We start from the raw sequence: 14,940 nt of genomic DNA, 5'->3' as shown, positions 1-14,940 counted from the left end.
AACCCCCCGCTACTGCCTCGAAAGGGAGTCATGACCCGCGTGGTCCTGCTGGGCTCTTCGCCCGGCCCCGACACCTCTCCGACCGGCCTGAGGCTGGCCGCGCTGCCCGGCAATCCCACCGTGGCCGAGCGGCTGCGCAGCCAGCTCGTCTCCTATGACCCGCGGCCCGCCACGATCGAGACCGGCGACGTGGCCGCCGCCCTGCGTGCCCTGGCCGACGTCGCAGAATCGGCAACGGAGAACCTCTTCATCATCCCCCAGAACTCGGTCCTCCACGACGAGCTGATCTACCAGATCAGCAAGGCCAAGCGCGGCGCGCTGGCGCTCGTGGCCAAGGAGCCGCGGCTGGAGGTGACCGAGGAGGCGCAGGAGGACACCGTCCCGATCGACGAGGCCGACCCGGAGATCGGCTACGGCCGTCTCGAGGGGCTGCCGGTGCGCGCGCGTGTCGGCAAGTCGCGCGTCGTGTCGGTCGGCACCGCCAACCACGCGGTGACCAGGCCCAACGCGGTGGTGCTCGGCCCGCTGCACATCAGCGCCCGCAACGCCCCCGTGCTCGCGCAGACCTGCCGCGAGCTGGCCCTCATGGCCGACCGCTTCGGCGCGGACGACGACCTCGTCCAGCTCGTGGTGTTCGGCCTGGTGCGCAACGGCGTGTCGGTCGGCGTGCGCGGCCGCCGCGACCTGTTCTACCGCCGGGTGAGCACGCCGGAGGAGGTCAACGAGGCCGGCGCCGAGATGGCCGGCATGAACGAGGACCGCGCCCGGCTCAACAACGCGGTCAAGGGCGCCGACGGCTTCTTCACCACCTACTTCGTCTCCACCTACTCGCGCTTCATCGCCCGCTGGGCGGCGCGGCGCGGGCTCACGCCCAACCAGGTGACGCTGATCTCGATCCTGCTCGGCGTGGCCGCCGCCGCCTGCTTCGCCACCGGCGACCGGCCGTGGATGGTCGCCGGCGGCCTGCTGATCTACTTCGCCTTCGTCTTCGACTGCGTCGACGGGCAGGTGGCCCGGTACGCCCGCAAGTTCGGCGTGCTGGGGGCCTGGCTCGACGCCACCTTCGACCGCTTCAAGGAATACGTGGTCTTCGCCGGCCTGGCCGTCGGCTGGGTCGTCTCGGGCAACGGCGACGACATCTGGATCCTGGCGCTGGCCGCCATCGGGCTCCAGTCCGTACGCCACCTGCTCGACTTCTCCTTCGGCATCTCCAACCGGCGCAAGCCGCCCGGGCAGCTCCCCACCCTTCCGCTCGACGCCCCCGACGACCGCGACCTGCGCAGGGCGCTGGAGCGGCGCAAGGTCGAGCGCAGCCAGGGCCTGCGCGGCGTGCTCAAGATGTGGACCAGGGCGGGCAAGTTCCGCGCGGTCCACTGGGCGCGGAAGATGATCGTGTTCCCCATCGGCGAGCGGTTCGCGGCCATCGCGATCACCGCCGCCCTCTTCGACGCCCGGATCACTTTCCTCACCCTCGTGATCTGGGGCTCCGTCGCCGCCGCCTACACCCTCACCGGACGCCTCATGAGGTCGCTCGTATGATCACTCAACCGCAGGCCATGGCCACCCCCACGCCGGACCCCGACGAGGAACGCCGCCGCATCCAGACCGCCCGCCTGCTCGCCTACCGCGACGACGGCCCGCTCGTGCACGCCCTCGCAGGCAAGCTGGGCAAGGGCCTGCCGCCCGTGCCCGCCACGCTCGTGGCGCTGCTCGCCGTCGTCGCCGTCACCGTCGTCGGGCTGCCCGACAAGGGGCCCATGCTGCTCCTGCCGGTGGCCATCACGCTGCTGCTCGTGCTGCCGACCGCGCCGCGCGACCACCTGGGCCGCTTCGACTGGCTCACCCCGCCGCTGCTGCGCGGCACCGAGTTCCTCGCCATGATCGCGGTCGGCCTGGCCGCCGGCGCGCCGAAGTGGCTGCTGTTCGTGCTGGTCTACGTGGTGGGCTACCACACCTACGACACCGTCTACCGCACCCGGCAGAGCATCTGGCCGCCCGCGTGGGTGTTCCACGCGGGGCTCGGCTGGGAGCTGCGCCTGCTGATCATCGGTGTCGGCGCGGCGCTGGGCTGGCTGACGCCGGTGCTCGCGGTGCTGACGGCGTACCTGTTCGTGCTGTTCGCGGTGGAGAGCGTGACGAGCTGGGTGCGCCTGGACAAGGCCTCCGCGCAGGCCGGGGCCGACGCCGAGCAGGACCTCGAGGCCTCGCCCGAGGACGCGCTCGAGCAGGCCACCGGCGAGGCGGAGAAGGGCTGAGCGGCCACTTCCCCCTCCGGACACGACGGCGGTCACGGGCTCCCGATCAGGGCGCCGGTGGCCGCCGTCTCGCGTGCGGGCGCCGGATCGCCCCACCGGAAAGGACATGACGGACTAGTCTGAAATTTGCGGACATTCGAGCCGGAGTCCGGTCCGGCCGGAGCCAGGAGACGCGGAGGGCGTTCTTGTCGCGGCCGTTCAGGCGAGGGGACCCGCCGGACGAGCGCGCGGAGGCGCCGTTCAAGCGAGGGGACCCGCCGGACGAGCGCGCGGAGGTGCGCCCCTTCTCGCCACGACCCGCCCGAGCAGGCCCGTCAACGGTCCCCGTCGTGGTGCTGGCGTTGGTCGCGGGCCTGGTGAGCGGGTGCGGCACGGATCCGGGCCCGGTGTGCGGCGCGGTCGTCGACTCGACGGGCTACGCCGACCCGGTGACCTCCAGGAACGACGTCGGCTCCGAGCTGCCGGAGTTCGCCAAGGGCTGCGACTGGATCGGCTTCGCGGCGGTGACCGGCAGCTCGGAGAGCAGCACGTGCCGCGCCGACCCGGCGCCCATCGCCGCCACCCGCACCGAGAACCCCGACGGCGATCCCGTGGTCGAGGACCGGGTCAGGGCCCGCCGGATCACGCAGGTGCTGCCCCGGGCGGTCGAGCTGCTCGACTGCCCGAAGGAGGGCCGGGGCTCGGACGTACTGGGCGCCCTGCGGTACGCGGTCAAGCAGCTCAGCGCGCTGCGGCAGCCGGACAGGGGGCACCGGCTCATCGTGTTCAGCGACCTGGTCAACAACCACGGCGACCTGGACGTCGGCAAGCTGGACCTGAGCGAGGCCGCCCGCGGCCGGAAGATCGAGGAACTGCGGCACGCGCGGCTGCTGCCCGACCTGTCCGGGTACGCGGTGGTGGTGCACGGGTTCCTGCGGGGGAAGAAGTCCGCCCCCGCCCGGTTCCCGCTGCTGGAGAGCTTCTGGCGGGAGGCGTTCGAGGCCGCAGGGACGTCGTCCGTCGACCTGCTCTAGAGCGCTCTCCCATATTGACACGCGGTCAGCAGCGTGTTTACGTCGCCTCAAGAGAGCGCTCTCTCACTCGACTCCACCACCCCCCATGGAGCAGGGATGACAACAGAGATCCGGCACAGGCGCCGCCTGGTGGCCGTGGCGGTGGTGCTCCTGGCACTCACCGGCCTGCTCGTCAAAGTGGCCGTCAGCGCCTCGGCGTCCGTGCCGTCCACGCCGTCCGGCTGGTCGCTGGTCTGGTCCGACGACTTCAACGGCTCGGCGGGCACGCCGCCCTCGTCCGCCGAGTGGATCATCGACACCGGGCACGGCTACCCCGGCGGGCCGGGCAACTGGGGCACCGGCGAGATCCAGAACTACACCTCCAGCACCTCCAACGTCAGCCTCGACGGCTCCGGGAACCTGCGCATCACGCCCCTGCGCAGCGGCTCGGGCGAGTGGACCTCGGCCCGCATCGAGACCAGGCGGGCCGACTTCAAGCCGGCCGCCGGACGCGTCCTGCGGATCGAGGGCCGGATCCAGATGCCGAACGTGACCGGTCAGGCGGCGCTCGGCTACTGGCCGGCGTTCTGGGCGCTCGGGGCGCCGTACCGGGGGAACTACTGGAACTGGCCGGGCATCGGCGAGTTCGACATCATGGAGAACGTCAACGGCATCAACTCCGTGTGGGGCGTGCTCCACTGCGGCGTCAGCCCCGGCGGGCCCTGCAACGAGACGACCGGCCTGGGCGCGAGCCGGGCCTGCCCCGGATCGTCCTGCCAGTCGGCCTTCCACACCTACCGCTTCGAGTGGGACCGCGCCGCCAGCCCCAACCAGCTCCGCTGGTACGTCGACGGCCAGCAGTTCCACAGCGTGAGCCAGAACCAGCTCGACGCCACCACCTGGACCGACATGACCGGACACGGCGGCTACTTCCTGCTGCTCAACCTGGCCATGGGCGGCGCGTTCCCCAACGCCCTGGCCGGCACGGGCACGCCGACGGCCGCGACCGTCCCCGGGCACCCGCTGCTGGTGGACTACGTGGCCGTCTGGCAGAGCGGCACGGTCTCCACCCCGACGGCGACCCCCACCGTCCCGGGCGGCGTGGACGCGCGCTCCACCATCCAGGCCGAGCGCTACCAGGCCCAGTCCGGCACCATCGTGGAAGCCACGACCGACACCGGCGGCGGCCAGAACGTCGGCGCCATCGCGGGCGGCGACTGGCTGCGCTACGACGGGGTGAACTTCGGCTCCGAGCCCGCCCGCCAGTTCAGGGCCAGGGTGGCGTCGGGGGCGGCGGCCGGCGTGAGCGGGCTGGTGCAGGTGCGGCTGGACAGCCCGTCCGCCCCGCCGATCGGCGACTTCGCGCTGGCCAGTACGGGCGGCTGGCAGAGCTGGCGGACGGTCCCCGCCAACATCAGCGGGGTGACCGGCACGCACACCGTCTACCTGACCTTCAGCAGCGGCCAGCCCGCCGACTTCGTCAACGTCAACTGGTTCACCTTCTCGACGACCTGACCGCCCGCGGACGGCGGAGGCTGCTTCGGTGGTGACGGCGGGAGATGGGGAACAATGGGACGGTGCGCGAATTGCCGGTGATCGACATCTCCCCGCTGCTCAGCGACACCACAGGCGGTGACAGGCAGGCCGTCGGTGCGGCGATCGGCGCGGCCTGCCGGGACAGCGGCTTCTTCTACGTCCGCGGGCACGGCGTGCCGCAGGAGCTCCTCGACCGGCTCGACGCCGCCGCCAGGCGCTTCTTCGCGCTGCCCGAGGAGGTCAAGGACGAGATCTCGATGGACCGGGGCGGCCCGGCCTGGCGCGGCTTCTTCCCGGTGGGCGGCGAGCTGACCTCCGGGCGTCCGGACCTGAAGGAGGGCGTCTACTTCGGCGTCGAGCAGCCGCCCGGCCCGCTCCCGCTGCACGGCCCCAACCAGTTCCCCGTCCAGGTGCCCGAGCTGCGGGAGGCCGTGCTCGCCTACCTGGACACGATGACGGAGGTCGCGCAGGCGGTCATGTCGGGGGTCGCGCTCAGCCTGGGCCTGGACGAGGGCTACTTCCGCACCGGCTACACCGCGGACCCGACCGTGCTGTTCCGGATCTTCCACTACCCGCCCGCGCCCCCGGACGACGACGAGACCTGGGGCGTGGGCGAGCACACCGACTACGGCCTGCTCACCCTCCTCCTCCAGGACGCCAACGGCGGCCTCCAGGTCCGGACGGCGGACGGCTGGATCGAGGCGCCGCCGCTGCCCGGCACGTTCGTCTGCAACATCGGCGACATGCTCGACAAGCTCACCGGCGGCCGCTACCGCTCGACGCCGCACCGCGTGCGCAACCGCAGCGGCAACGAGCGCCTGAGCTACCCGTTCTTCTTCGACCCCGGGTGGGACAGCGTGGTGCCGCCCCTCCCCTACGCCGCCGGCGAGCGGTGGGACGGCCAGGTCGACTTCACCGGCACCTACGGCGAGTACCTGCTGTCGAAGGTGTCCAAGGTCTTCCCCCGCCTGTTCGAACGCCGGATCTAGGAGAGCGGCCCCCGCGGCTCCTTGTCCTCGCCGGTCTCCTCGCCCTCGGGATGCTCCACGACCAGGTCATAGGTGGTGGGGAAGAGCTGCCGGAAGGCGGTGTCCACGCCGCCGCCCCCCTTCAGCACGACCTTGCCGCCGCGGGTCACGTCCCTGATCCGCTCGACGGTGTGCTCATGGGCATCGCGCGAAGAGGCGCGCCCCAACTCAGGCGTCTGTCCGGTTTCCGGCCCTTCGGACACTTGACCCCTCCATCTGCCGTATGTCGCTCTTGCCACCCGATCCTCCCCCATCAAGCCGCACGCCGCCAGGATCCGGCTCACCAGCGCAGCGCGGAGAAGTCGATCGGCCGGGGCCCGAGTTCCGCGGTACGCCCGGCCAGGTCGCGCATCCTGTGGGCGAACTCCTCGGCGGGCAGCCGCCTGCGGTCGCCGTGGCCGGGCAGCAGCCATTCGAACCGGATCCGCGCCGCCGTACGGGCCAGCGACGCGGCCAGCACGGTGATGGAGTACCAGGTGACCGACTCGGCGACGGCGAGGTCCCCGGCGGACCTGGACCAGTAGAAGCTGTCGCCGCTGAAGCAGTACCTCTCGTCGGCGACGTACAGCACGCTGCCCTCGGTGTGCCCGGGCAGCGGGTGGGCCGTCACGCCGTCGGCGATCTCGACCGGCTCTTCTCCCCGGAGAACGCGGTCGGCGTCCGGGGCGGCGGTCAGGTCCCCCTCGTGGATCCACAGGCGGGCGCCGAACCGGTCGGCGTACTGGCGGCCGTGCGCGGCGTGGTCGCGGTGGGTGAGCAGCACGTCGGTGATCGGGCCGCACGCGGCGTACCGCGCGGCCAGGGAGGCGCTCCAGCGCGGCGTGTCGATCATCATGAGGTTCCCGGCGGGCCGGCGCAGCAGATAGGCGTTCGCGCCGGCGGTGTGCGGCGAATTGTGGCCGCACAGGTACACGTGCTCCGTGAGCGGCAGCGGAAAGGGATCGAGCGCGGGATCCGGTCCGCGCGTGCCGCGCCGGATCGATCGGGTGTGGCAGGCGAACGCCGCGGCGTACATCGCCCGCTCCTCCGTCTCGGTGCGCGGCCCGCGGACGACCGTGGAGCGGCCGGCGACCTCGGCGATGAGCTCCGGGGCCAGTTGCCGGGCGGCGTCGCAGTTGGTGCAGCGACGGTCGACGCTCCAGACGACGTCGGCCGATGGCTCGTTCATGGCGTGGTCCTTCCCGGAATGGCGAGAATTGACGCCCGATTTACTATCACGCCCGCCGGGGAGGGGACAAATGAAAAGCGCCGTTGACTTTTCCGGAATATCCTGATCTCAAAAATACGCCGATGGAGAGATAGCCATTTCGGAAATTGTCAAGTGAATCCGAGAAAGCGATCGTTTCGCGAAGCCGCGCGGTTTCCGTCTATGCCGACTCCCGTACCACCAGCCGGGTGGGCAGCACGACCGGCGTGGTGCTCCTGCCCTCCAGCCGCGACAGCAGCAGCCGCGCCAGCGCCAGCGCCTGCTCGGTGACGGGCACCCGGACGGTGGTGAGGGCGGGAGTGGTGGCCGAGGCGGCGTCGATGTCGTCGAAGCCCACGATCGCCAGGTCGTCGGGCACTCGCCGGCCCGTGGCGCGGGCCGCCAGCAGCGCGCCGATCGCCATCTGGTCGTCGGCCGCGAAGATCGCGTCCAGGTCGGGGGCGTCGCCGAGGAGCTGCCCGGCCGCCGCCGTGCCGGAGGCCCGGGTCAGGTCGCCGATCGCCAGTCTGGGCCGCAGCCCGGCGCGGTCGAGGGCCGCGCGGTGGCCGGCGAGCCGGTCCTGGGTGGCGACCAGGTCCATCGGGCCGCAGATCATGCCGATGCGGCGGCGGCCGGTGGCCAGCAGGTGCTCGGTGGCCGCCGCCGCGCCCGCGGCGTTGTCGGCGTCCACGTACGGCACCAGCGAGGCGACCGGCGGCCGGCCCAGCAGCACGAGCGGCACGCCGGTGCGCGAGAGCCGTTCGGCCAGGGTGTCGCCCCGCTCGGGCGGCAGCAGGACGACGCCGTCCACCAGCCGCGCCTCGGCGTGCCGGACGACGCGGCGCTGGCTCTCGGCGGTGTCGGCGAGCATGAGGGTGATCTGCTTGCCCGCGCCCTCCAGCAGGCTCGTCACGTACTGGACGACGGCCGCGACCATCGGGTCGGCGGCGTGCCTGGGTGCCGACAGCACGAGCGCGACGGTGTCGGTGCGCCGGGTCACCAGGCTGCGGGCGGCGGCGTTGGGCACGTAGCCGAGCTCCTTGACGGCCTGGAGGACCGTGGAGCGCACCTCGGGGCTGACCGACGCCTCGCCGTTGACGACGCGGGAGACGGTGGCCCGGGAGACGCGGGCGCGGGCGGCCACGGTCTCCAGCGTGGGACGCCTGGGCGGGGCCTCGGTCAGGCCGTTGCGCCTGATCACGTCGCGGTACCACAGCGCGCTGTCCTTGGGCCGCCTGCGCTGGGTGTCGAAGTCGACGTGCACGAGGCCGAACTTGCGCCGGTATCCCTCGGCCCATTCGAGATTGTCGAGCAGCGTCCAGGCGAGATATCCGCGGACGTTCGCGCCCGCCTCGACGGCGGTCCGCAGGGCCCGCAGATGCTCCTCGATGAAATGCACGCGGTCGACGTCGTGAATGCCGTCGGGAGTGACCGTGTCGACGAAGTCCGCGCCATTCTCGGTAATCATGAGTTCGAGCCCGGGATATTCGCCGGCGAGCCGCCGCAGTCCCAGGGAAAGGGCGTTCGGGACGATCGGCCAGCCCATCGCGGTGACCGCCGTGGGAATGGTGCTGAAAAGCACGCCCGCGCTTCCCGGATAAGCCGGATCGGCCGGTTCGCCGGGCTGCGCCTGGACGACGGCGGGCGCGTAGTAGTTGACGCCGAGCAGGTCGAGCGGCTGGGCGATGTCGGCCAGGTCGCCGTCGTGGACGTGCCCGAGCCCGGCGTGCTCCTCGATGACCGGCAGCAGGTCGGCGGGGTAGGCGCCGCGCAGCATCGGGTCGAGGAACTGCCGGTGGACGAGCGCGTCGATCCTGGCCACGGCCTCGGCGTCCTCCTCCGACAGCGGCCGGTCGAAGTCGCCGACCTGGGCCGGCGTCAGCACGGGCGAGAAGTTGAGCACGGCCCCCACCTCGGCGGCCCCGGCGGCGCGCAGGGCCTGGGCGCCCAGGCCGTGGGCGAGCAGCAGGTGGTGAGCGCTTCTGAACGCCTCGGCGGCCGACCGGCGGCCCGGCGCGTGCACCCCCGAGCCGTGGCCGACGAAGGCCGCCACCCACGGCTCGTTGACGGTGAACCAGGTGGCGACCCGGTCGCTCAGCCGCTCGGCCACGATCGCCGCGTAGTCCGCGAAACAGCGGGCGGTGTCGCGGGACGGCCATCCGCCGCGCTCCTGCAGCGCCTGCGGCAGATCCCAGTGATAGAGGGTGGCCAAAGGCGTGATGCCCGCCTCCAGCAGTGCGTCGACCAGCCGCTGGTAAAAGTCGAGACCGGCCGCGTTCACCTTTCCGGAGCCGTCCGGGAGAATGCGCGGCCAGCTCACCGAGAACCGGTACGCGGCCATTCCCAGGTCTTTCATCAGCGAGACGTCCTCGCGATATCGGCGGTAATGGTCGCAGGCGTCGGCCGGGCCACCGGCGAAGGCGTCCCAAATGGACGGCCCACGGCCGTCGGCGGCCGTGCCGCCCTCGATCTGGAAGGCCGACGTCGAGACCCCCCAGACGAAACCCTCGGGAAAACGTGCGCTGTTCATGTGGCGGCAATCCTCCGGCAGTGGACCGAACGCCCAGTCTCCCGCGCGCCGCTCGTCGCGCGCCAGCCTGGCCAGGCGGTATACAGAGCCCGTGGAACTGGACCGGCTCGATCGTGACATCATCGCGGCGCTCGTCGACGACGCCCGCGCGACCTACGCGGACATCGGCCAGCAGGTGGGGCTGAGCGCGTCGGCCGTCAAGCGGCGGGTCGACCGGCTGCAGAAGAGCGGGGCGATCACCGGCTTCAGCGCGCGGGTCGCGCCGCAGGCGCTCGGCTGGACCACCGAGGCGTACGTCGAGCTGTTCTGCCAGGGCAAGACCAAGCCGTCGGACATCGCCCTGGCGGTGGCCAAGTTCCCCGAGGTGGTGGCGGCGGCCACGATCACCGGCGAGGCCGACGCGCTGCTGCACATCAGGGCCACGGACGTGCGGCACGTCGAGCGGGTCATCGAGCGCATCGCGGCGCAGGCTTTCGTGGTGCGGACCAAGAGCTCGATCGTGCTGTCGCGGCTGGTCGACACCCCTCCCGGAGCCGCCCTGACGGAGTCGCGCAACGGATCGCACGTCGCCGGCCGATAGACGCAACAGACCTGCGCCAACGCGCAATGCGCACCGCTTGGCCTGCGCAAACGTCAATTCTTAGGCTGTGCTCGTCTCCCCCGACACGGGAACTTCCCCTGCAATGACGACGGAGCCCTGCATGCCCAAACACTTCCTCATGTGCCGCCCGGACTACTTCGCGGTCGAGTACGCCATCAACCCGTGGATGGACCCCGAGGCCGGCGCCGACCGTGAGGTGGCGATCCGGCAGTGGGAAGGGCTGAAGTCGGCGTACGAGGAGCTCGGGCACCAGGTCAGCCTCATCGACCCGATCGAGGGCCTGCCCGACATGGTGTTCGCCGCCAACGGCGCGCTGGTCGTCGGCGGCCGGGTCTACGGCGCCCGCTTCACCTTCCCCGAGCGCGGCCCCGAGGGCCCGGCCTACCTGCGCTGGTTCGTCGAGCGCGGCTACCCGACGCTGGAGCCCACGCACGTCAACGAGGGCGAGGGCGACTTCCTCACCCTCGACGACGTCATCCTGGCCGGCACCGGCTTCCGCACCGACGTGGTCGCCCACCAGGAGGCGCAGGAGTACCTGGGCCGCCCGGTCGTCTCGCTGAAGCTGGTCGACCCGCGCTTCTACCACCTGGACACCGCGCTGTTCCCGCTCGACGGCCGCAACGTCGCCTACTACCCCGGCGCCTTCTCCCAGGGCAGCCAGGAGGTGCTGCGCGCGATGTTCCCGGACGCGGTGATCGCGACCGCCGAGGACGCCGAGGTGCTCGGCCTCAACGCGGTCAGCGACGGCAGGAACGTGGTGATCAACTCCGAGGCGTCCGGGCTCCAGCTGGAGCTCAAGCGGCACGGCTACGAGGTGATCCCGGTCGAGCTGTCGGAGCTGCGCAAGGCGGGCGGCGGTCCCAAGTGCTGCACACTGGAGATCAGGGGGGAGAAGTAACATGAGCACCAGCGCAGAGCTGATCGAAGTAAGCGAGCGCCGCAGCGCGCACAACTACCATCCGCTGCCCGTGGTCATCCACGAGGCGCACGGCGCGTGGGTCACCGACGTCGAGGGCAAGCGTTATCTCGACTGCCTGTCGGGCTACTCGTCACTGAACTTCGGTCACGGCAACCCGAAGATCATCGAGGCCGCCCAGGAGCAGCTGAAGAACCTCACGCTGACCAGCCGGGCCTTCTACCACGACCAGTTCGCCCAGTTCTGCGCCGGGCTCGGCGACCTCACCGGCAAGGACATGATCCTGCCGATGAACACCGGCGCCGAGGCCGTCGAGACCGCGATCAAGGTGGCCCGCAAGTGGGGTTACGAGGTCAAGGGCGTCGCGCCGGAGCAGGCCAACATCATCGTGATGGAGGACAACTTCCACGGCCGCACCACCACGATCATCAGCTTCTCCACCGACCCCGACGCGCACGACGGGTTCGGGCCGTACACGCCCGGGTTCCGGATCGTCCGCTACGGCTCGGCCGAGGCGATTCGTGAGGCGATCGACGACAACACCGTGGCCGTCCTCGTCGAGCCTATCCAGGGCGAGGCCGGCGTGCTGGTGCCGCCGGACGGCTACCTGACCGAGGTCCGGCGCATCTGCACCGAGAACAACGTGCTGATGATCGCCGACGAGATCCAGTCGGGCCTCGGGCGCACCGGCCGCACGTTCGCCTGCGACCACGAGAAGGTCGTCCCCGACGTCTACATCCTGGGCAAGGCGCTCGGCGGCGGCGTGGTGCCGGTGTCGGCCATCGCCGCGGACGAGGACGTCCTCGGGGTCATCAAGCCGGGCCAGCACGGATCCACGTTCGGCGGCAACCCGCTGGCCTGCGCGGTCGGCATCGCCGTCATCGACATCCTGAACACCGGCGAGTTCCAGGCCAGGGCCGCCCGGCTCGGCGAGGTGCTGCATGCGCGGCTGCGCGAGCTGGCCGGCAAGGGCGTGGTGGCGGTGCGCGGGCGCGGGCTGTGGGCGGGCGTGGACATCGACCCGGCCCTCGGCACCGGGCGCGAGGTCTCCAAGGCGCTGATGGCGCGCGGCGTGCTCGCCAAGGACACCCACGGGTCCACGATCCGGCTCGCGCCGCCGATCGTGATCTCCGAGGAGGACCTGGTCTGGGCGGTCGACCAGCTCGCCGCCGTCCTTGAAGACCTCTAGGTCTCTTACGGCTTCGCCTGGTCACGCCACCCGCCGTACTACGGCCGGCGGCCCTCCAGGAAACGGCCGCTGACCCTTCAAGGGCGCGCCGCCGTGACGGCGCGCCCTGTGGGCCTGCTGGGTGGTCGGCCGGCCGGGGGTCACGAACCGGCGGGGGCGCTCTCCATCGGGGTAGGGGTGACGGTACGCGTCACCGTCGGCTCCGGCTCGCCGGTCGACTCGGCCGCGGGCACGCTGGTCGGCTCCGGGGTGAACGTGATCGTCGCCTCGGCCGTCGGCAGCTCCGCCGTCGTCGAGCCGGACTCCGACGGGACGGGCGTGGGGGCCAGGGTCTCCGCCATGCAACTCGCGTCGGGGGCGGCGCCGGGGGCCTCCGGCAGGGCGTCCACCACGGAGACGTCGAGCTGGGCGGTCAGCGCCAGGACGCTGTCCTTGGGCGCGCCCGCCTTGGCGTCGACCACGACCTGCCGCTCGCCCAGGAACGTGTGCCCGGCCGGGTCGAAGATCAGCTCCTCGCGTACGCCCCAGTCGGCGACCCGGCCCAGTGCCACGCCCACGCGTCCCGAGGAGTCGGCGACGCCCTCGGCCGCCTCGACGCCGGGGATCGCCTTCACCACCTCGAACAGGGCCTCCCGCTGCGCCTTGGGCAGGTAGTTCTCCCTGACGAGGTCGCCGGCGCGGGTGAAGGCGACGGCGTCGGGATCGACGTCCTTGCCGCCCTTGGGGGACGACTGGTACAGGCGGTCGCGCATGCCCGTGGCGTCGGCCGGGAGGGTGCTCAGGTAGGCGTAGTCGTCGCGGTAGGGGCCGCGCCGGTCGGGGCAGGCGGCCAGCCGGTTCCACTCGCTGCCCTGCCGGCTGGTGGCGTCCGCGGGCAGCGGCTCGCCCGGCCAGGGGCGCGGCTCGCGGCCTTCGATCTGCAGCAGGCCGTCCTTGCTGCCGTCCACGGACTTCCAGATCCTGCGGTGCTGGCGGTAGAGGTAGCGGCTCTGTGCGCCGGAGCTGTCGATCGAGTGCGAGCCGTACATGGTGTCGGACTCGATCAGGATGAACTGGTCCGGCCGGGGGTTCAGCTCGCCGGCCGCGAGCAGCACGGAGGTGGCCGGGCGGGCGTCCGTCCCGCCCTGGCCGGACAGCGCCACCGCCACGCCGCCGACCAGGACCACCGTGACGCCGAAGGCCGCGGCCGCCTGCCAGCCCAGCCTCGGCAGCCGCAGGCGCCGCCCGCCGCGCGCCTCGGCCAGCAGCCGTTCCCTGGCCCGCGCGCGGGCCTGCGGCTCGTACGCCGGCGCCGACGGCCTGCCGTCGGCGAACGTCCGGATCTCGTCATCCATGCTGGGGCTCCTCTGCGAAGGGATCGATGCCGCCGAGCGCCCTGCGTACCTTGACGCGGAGCCGGTGCAGCCTGGACCGGACGGTGCCGACGGGCACCCCGAGGGCGCGCGCGGCGTCCTCGTAGGTCAGGTCGGCCCACGCCACGAGCAGCAGCAGGTCGCGCTCGCTCGCGCTGAGCCTGGTCAGCGCCCTGGCCAGGCGGGGCTGGAGCTGCTCGGCGGTGACCCGGTCGGCGCTGCGCTCGTCGAACGTGCCCGGACGCTCGGCGCCGACCCTGGCCATGGCCGCGGTGCGCCGCCGTTCGGCCCTGCGGTGCTGGGACACGACCTTGGTGGCGATGCCGTACAGCCAGGGACGGGCGTCGGGCAGGGTGCGGTCGTAGCGGCCGCGGCCGCGGAAGGCGACGAGGAACACCTCCCCCGTCACGTCGTCGGCCAGCTCGGCGCCCAGGCGGCGGGCGGCGTACCTGTGGATCTCGTCGGCGTGCCGGTCGAAGAGCGCGGCGAAACGCTCAGGATCGCTCAGCGAATGCCCGATCAGGGTCGAGTCATCCAGCGTTGCGGTTGTGTCCTCGACACTCACCACATCCGGTCCTCTCTCATGCGGTCACCCTGTTGTTGGCCGCACCCGGAAGCCCGGTTCCACCTATTTCGGGTATGCCGCCTTTCGCCAGGCGGACAGGCCGTCGGGGGCCTCGTCCCTGGTGAACCCGGCCGCCGTCAGCTCCGCGGCGAGCCGGTCGCCGCCGGGCCGGTGGGCCTCGCTGGTCACCTCGTCCTCGCCGATCACCACGCCGCGCTGCCTGACCCGGTAGAGGAAGCGGGAGCGCACGGTCTCGCCGCGGACGTCGAGCACCTGGCCCCAGACCTCATAGGCGTGCCGCCCGACCTGGTAGGACCCCATGAGCTCCAGCTCGCCGGGCGTGGGCGCGGGCCGCTCGCGCCAGTTGAACAGCAGCAGCCCGCCCGGTTCGAGCTGCCTGGCCAGCACTCGCCACAGCTCCTCCCGCCGCCCGGCCGGGAACGCCTGCAGCACCGAGATCATCACGACGGCCTCGACCGGCTCGTCGACGTCGACGTCGAGCGCCCCGCAGGCCAGCACGGTGACCCGGCGCCGGGCCTCCTCGCTGGCGGCCAGCCGCGACAGCAGCACCGACCGCATGGCGAGCGCCGGCTCGACGGCGAACACCTCGCCCGGCGTCTCACGCACGATCAGCTCGGTGATCAGGCCGGTGCCCGCGCCGATCTCCATGACGCCGCGCCGCACCCCCTTCAGCAGGGGCGGCAGCGACTCACGGATCTCGGGGACGTGCCCGTCCTCGTGCCACAGGTCGTAGAACGGCACGGCCCTGGAGTACTGGTCGTCATTCATG

At 72.0% G+C, this 14,940-nt stretch carries 14 protein-coding genes; 8 read left to right on the top strand and 6 right to left on the bottom strand.

Annotation, left to right across the window (positions count from 1 at the left end):
• Positions 1-30 precede the first annotated feature (30 nt).
• From ABZ459_RS34500 to ABZ459_RS34480, 5 genes are all read left to right on the top strand, one after another.
• Complete coding sequence (locus tag ABZ459_RS34500; protein WP_357979375.1) at positions 31-1,539, top strand: CDP-alcohol phosphatidyltransferase family protein; 1,509 nt, start codon at positions 31-33, stop codon at positions 1,537-1,539.
• Positions 1,536-2,255, top strand: coding sequence for a DUF5941 domain-containing protein (locus ABZ459_RS34495; RefSeq protein ID WP_357979373.1), 720 nt, complete (start codon positions 1,536-1,538; stop codon positions 2,253-2,255). The genes ABZ459_RS34500 and ABZ459_RS34495 overlap by 4 nt, the downstream gene beginning before the upstream one ends.
• Positions 2,256-2,584: 329 nt before the next feature.
• Entirely contained in the window at positions 2,585-3,268 is a 684-nt protein-coding gene (locus ABZ459_RS34490) for a hypothetical protein (RefSeq protein WP_357979371.1), read from the top strand.
• 96 nt (positions 3,269-3,364) lie between these two features.
• A complete protein-coding gene (locus ABZ459_RS34485; RefSeq protein ID WP_357979369.1) occupies positions 3,365-4,762 on the top strand; it encodes a glycoside hydrolase family 16 protein in 1,398 nt (465 codons plus the stop codon).
• A 62-nt stretch (positions 4,763-4,824) separates the two neighbouring features.
• Positions 4,825-5,772, top strand: coding sequence for a 2-oxoglutarate and iron-dependent oxygenase domain-containing protein (locus tag ABZ459_RS34480; RefSeq protein WP_357979368.1), 948 nt, complete (start codon positions 4,825-4,827; stop codon positions 5,770-5,772).
• On the opposite strand, the gene ABZ459_RS34475 is transcribed toward ABZ459_RS34480, so the two are convergent.
• From ABZ459_RS34475 to ABZ459_RS34465, 3 genes are all read right to left on the bottom strand, one after another.
• Entirely contained in the window at positions 5,769-5,978 is a 210-nt protein-coding gene (locus tag ABZ459_RS34475) for a hypothetical protein (protein WP_357979366.1), read from the bottom strand. The genes ABZ459_RS34480 and ABZ459_RS34475 overlap by 4 nt on opposite strands.
• Before the next feature lie 113 nt (positions 5,979-6,091).
• Positions 6,092-6,979 (bottom strand): MBL fold metallo-hydrolase, encoded by an 888-nt coding sequence (locus ABZ459_RS34470; protein WP_357979364.1) that lies wholly within the window; start codon positions 6,977-6,979, stop codon positions 6,092-6,094.
• 199 nt (positions 6,980-7,178) lie between these two features.
• On the bottom strand, positions 7,179-9,527 hold the full coding sequence (locus ABZ459_RS34465; protein WP_357979362.1) for a GH1 family beta-glucosidase: 2,349 nt from the start codon (positions 9,525-9,527) through the stop codon (positions 7,179-7,181).
• Between the two features lie 91 nt (positions 9,528-9,618).
• Between ABZ459_RS34465 and ABZ459_RS34460 the strand changes: the two genes are divergently transcribed.
• The 3 genes from ABZ459_RS34460 to rocD all read left to right on the top strand — a co-directional run bounded on the left by ABZ459_RS34460 (position 9,619) and on the right by rocD (position 12,233).
• Positions 9,619-10,107: an Lrp/AsnC family transcriptional regulator gene (locus ABZ459_RS34460; RefSeq protein WP_357979360.1), complete on the top strand. Its 489-nt coding sequence runs from the start codon at positions 9,619-9,621 to the stop codon at positions 10,105-10,107.
• Between the two features lie 121 nt (positions 10,108-10,228).
• Positions 10,229-11,026: a dimethylargininase gene (gene ddaH / locus ABZ459_RS34455; RefSeq protein WP_352323414.1), complete on the top strand. Its 798-nt coding sequence runs from the start codon at positions 10,229-10,231 to the stop codon at positions 11,024-11,026.
• A gap of 1 nt (position 11,027) precedes the next feature.
• Positions 11,028-12,233, top strand: a complete 1,206-nt coding sequence (gene rocD, locus ABZ459_RS34450; protein ID WP_357979357.1) for an ornithine--oxo-acid transaminase — start codon at positions 11,028-11,030, stop codon at positions 12,231-12,233.
• 140 nt (positions 12,234-12,373) lie between these two features.
• Here the strand turns inward: rocD and ABZ459_RS34445 are convergent, their stop codons facing one another.
• The 3 genes from ABZ459_RS34445 to ABZ459_RS34435 form a co-directional block, all read right to left on the bottom strand.
• Positions 12,374-13,567 (bottom strand): CU044_5270 family protein, encoded by a 1,194-nt coding sequence (locus ABZ459_RS34445; RefSeq protein ID WP_357979355.1) that lies wholly within the window; start codon positions 13,565-13,567, stop codon positions 12,374-12,376.
• Positions 13,560-14,150, bottom strand: coding sequence for an RNA polymerase sigma factor (locus tag ABZ459_RS34440; protein ID WP_352352506.1), 591 nt, complete (start codon positions 14,148-14,150; stop codon positions 13,560-13,562). Before ABZ459_RS34440 ends, ABZ459_RS34445 begins: the two co-directional genes overlap by 8 nt.
• A gap of 63 nt (positions 14,151-14,213) precedes the next feature.
• Positions 14,214-14,939, bottom strand: coding sequence for a class I SAM-dependent methyltransferase (locus tag ABZ459_RS34435; protein ID WP_357979353.1), 726 nt, complete (start codon positions 14,937-14,939; stop codon positions 14,214-14,216).
• Position 14,940: the final 1 nt, after the last annotated feature.

The sequence above is a fragment of the Nonomuraea sp. NPDC005692 genome, assembly GCF_040631115.1.
GTDB lineage: Bacteria > Actinomycetota > Actinomycetes > Streptosporangiales > Streptosporangiaceae > Nonomuraea.
This window is presented reverse-complemented; position numbering and strand designations above follow the sequence as displayed.

Bases quoted from the DNA above. Each gene is read 5' to 3' on its own strand.
- ABZ459_RS34500 (WP_357979375.1), top strand. From the start codon at position 31: ATGACCCGCGTGGTCCTGCTGGGCTCTTCGCCCGGCCCCGACACCTCT.
- ABZ459_RS34495 (WP_357979373.1), top strand. From the start codon at position 1,536: ATGATCACTCAACCGCAGGCCATGGCCACCCCCACGCCGGACCCCGAC.
- ABZ459_RS34485 (WP_357979369.1), top strand. From the start codon at position 3,365: ATGACAACAGAGATCCGGCACAGGCGCCGCCTGGTGGCCGTGGCGGTG.
- ABZ459_RS34470 (WP_357979364.1), bottom strand. From the start codon at position 6,979: ATGAACGAGCCATCGGCCGACGTCGTCTGGAGCGTCGACCGTCGCTGC.
- ABZ459_RS34465 (WP_357979362.1), bottom strand. From the start codon at position 9,527: ATGAACAGCGCACGTTTTCCCGAGGGTTTCGTCTGGGGGGTCTCGACG.
- ddaH (WP_352323414.1), top strand. From the start codon at position 10,229: ATGCCCAAACACTTCCTCATGTGCCGCCCGGACTACTTCGCGGTCGAG.
- rocD (WP_357979357.1), top strand. From the start codon at position 11,028: ATGAGCACCAGCGCAGAGCTGATCGAAGTAAGCGAGCGCCGCAGCGCG.
- ABZ459_RS34445 (WP_357979355.1), bottom strand. From the start codon at position 13,567: ATGGATGACGAGATCCGGACGTTCGCCGACGGCAGGCCGTCGGCGCCG.
- ABZ459_RS34435 (WP_357979353.1), bottom strand. From the start codon at position 14,939: ATGAATGACGACCAGTACTCCAGGGCCGTGCCGTTCTACGACCTGTGG.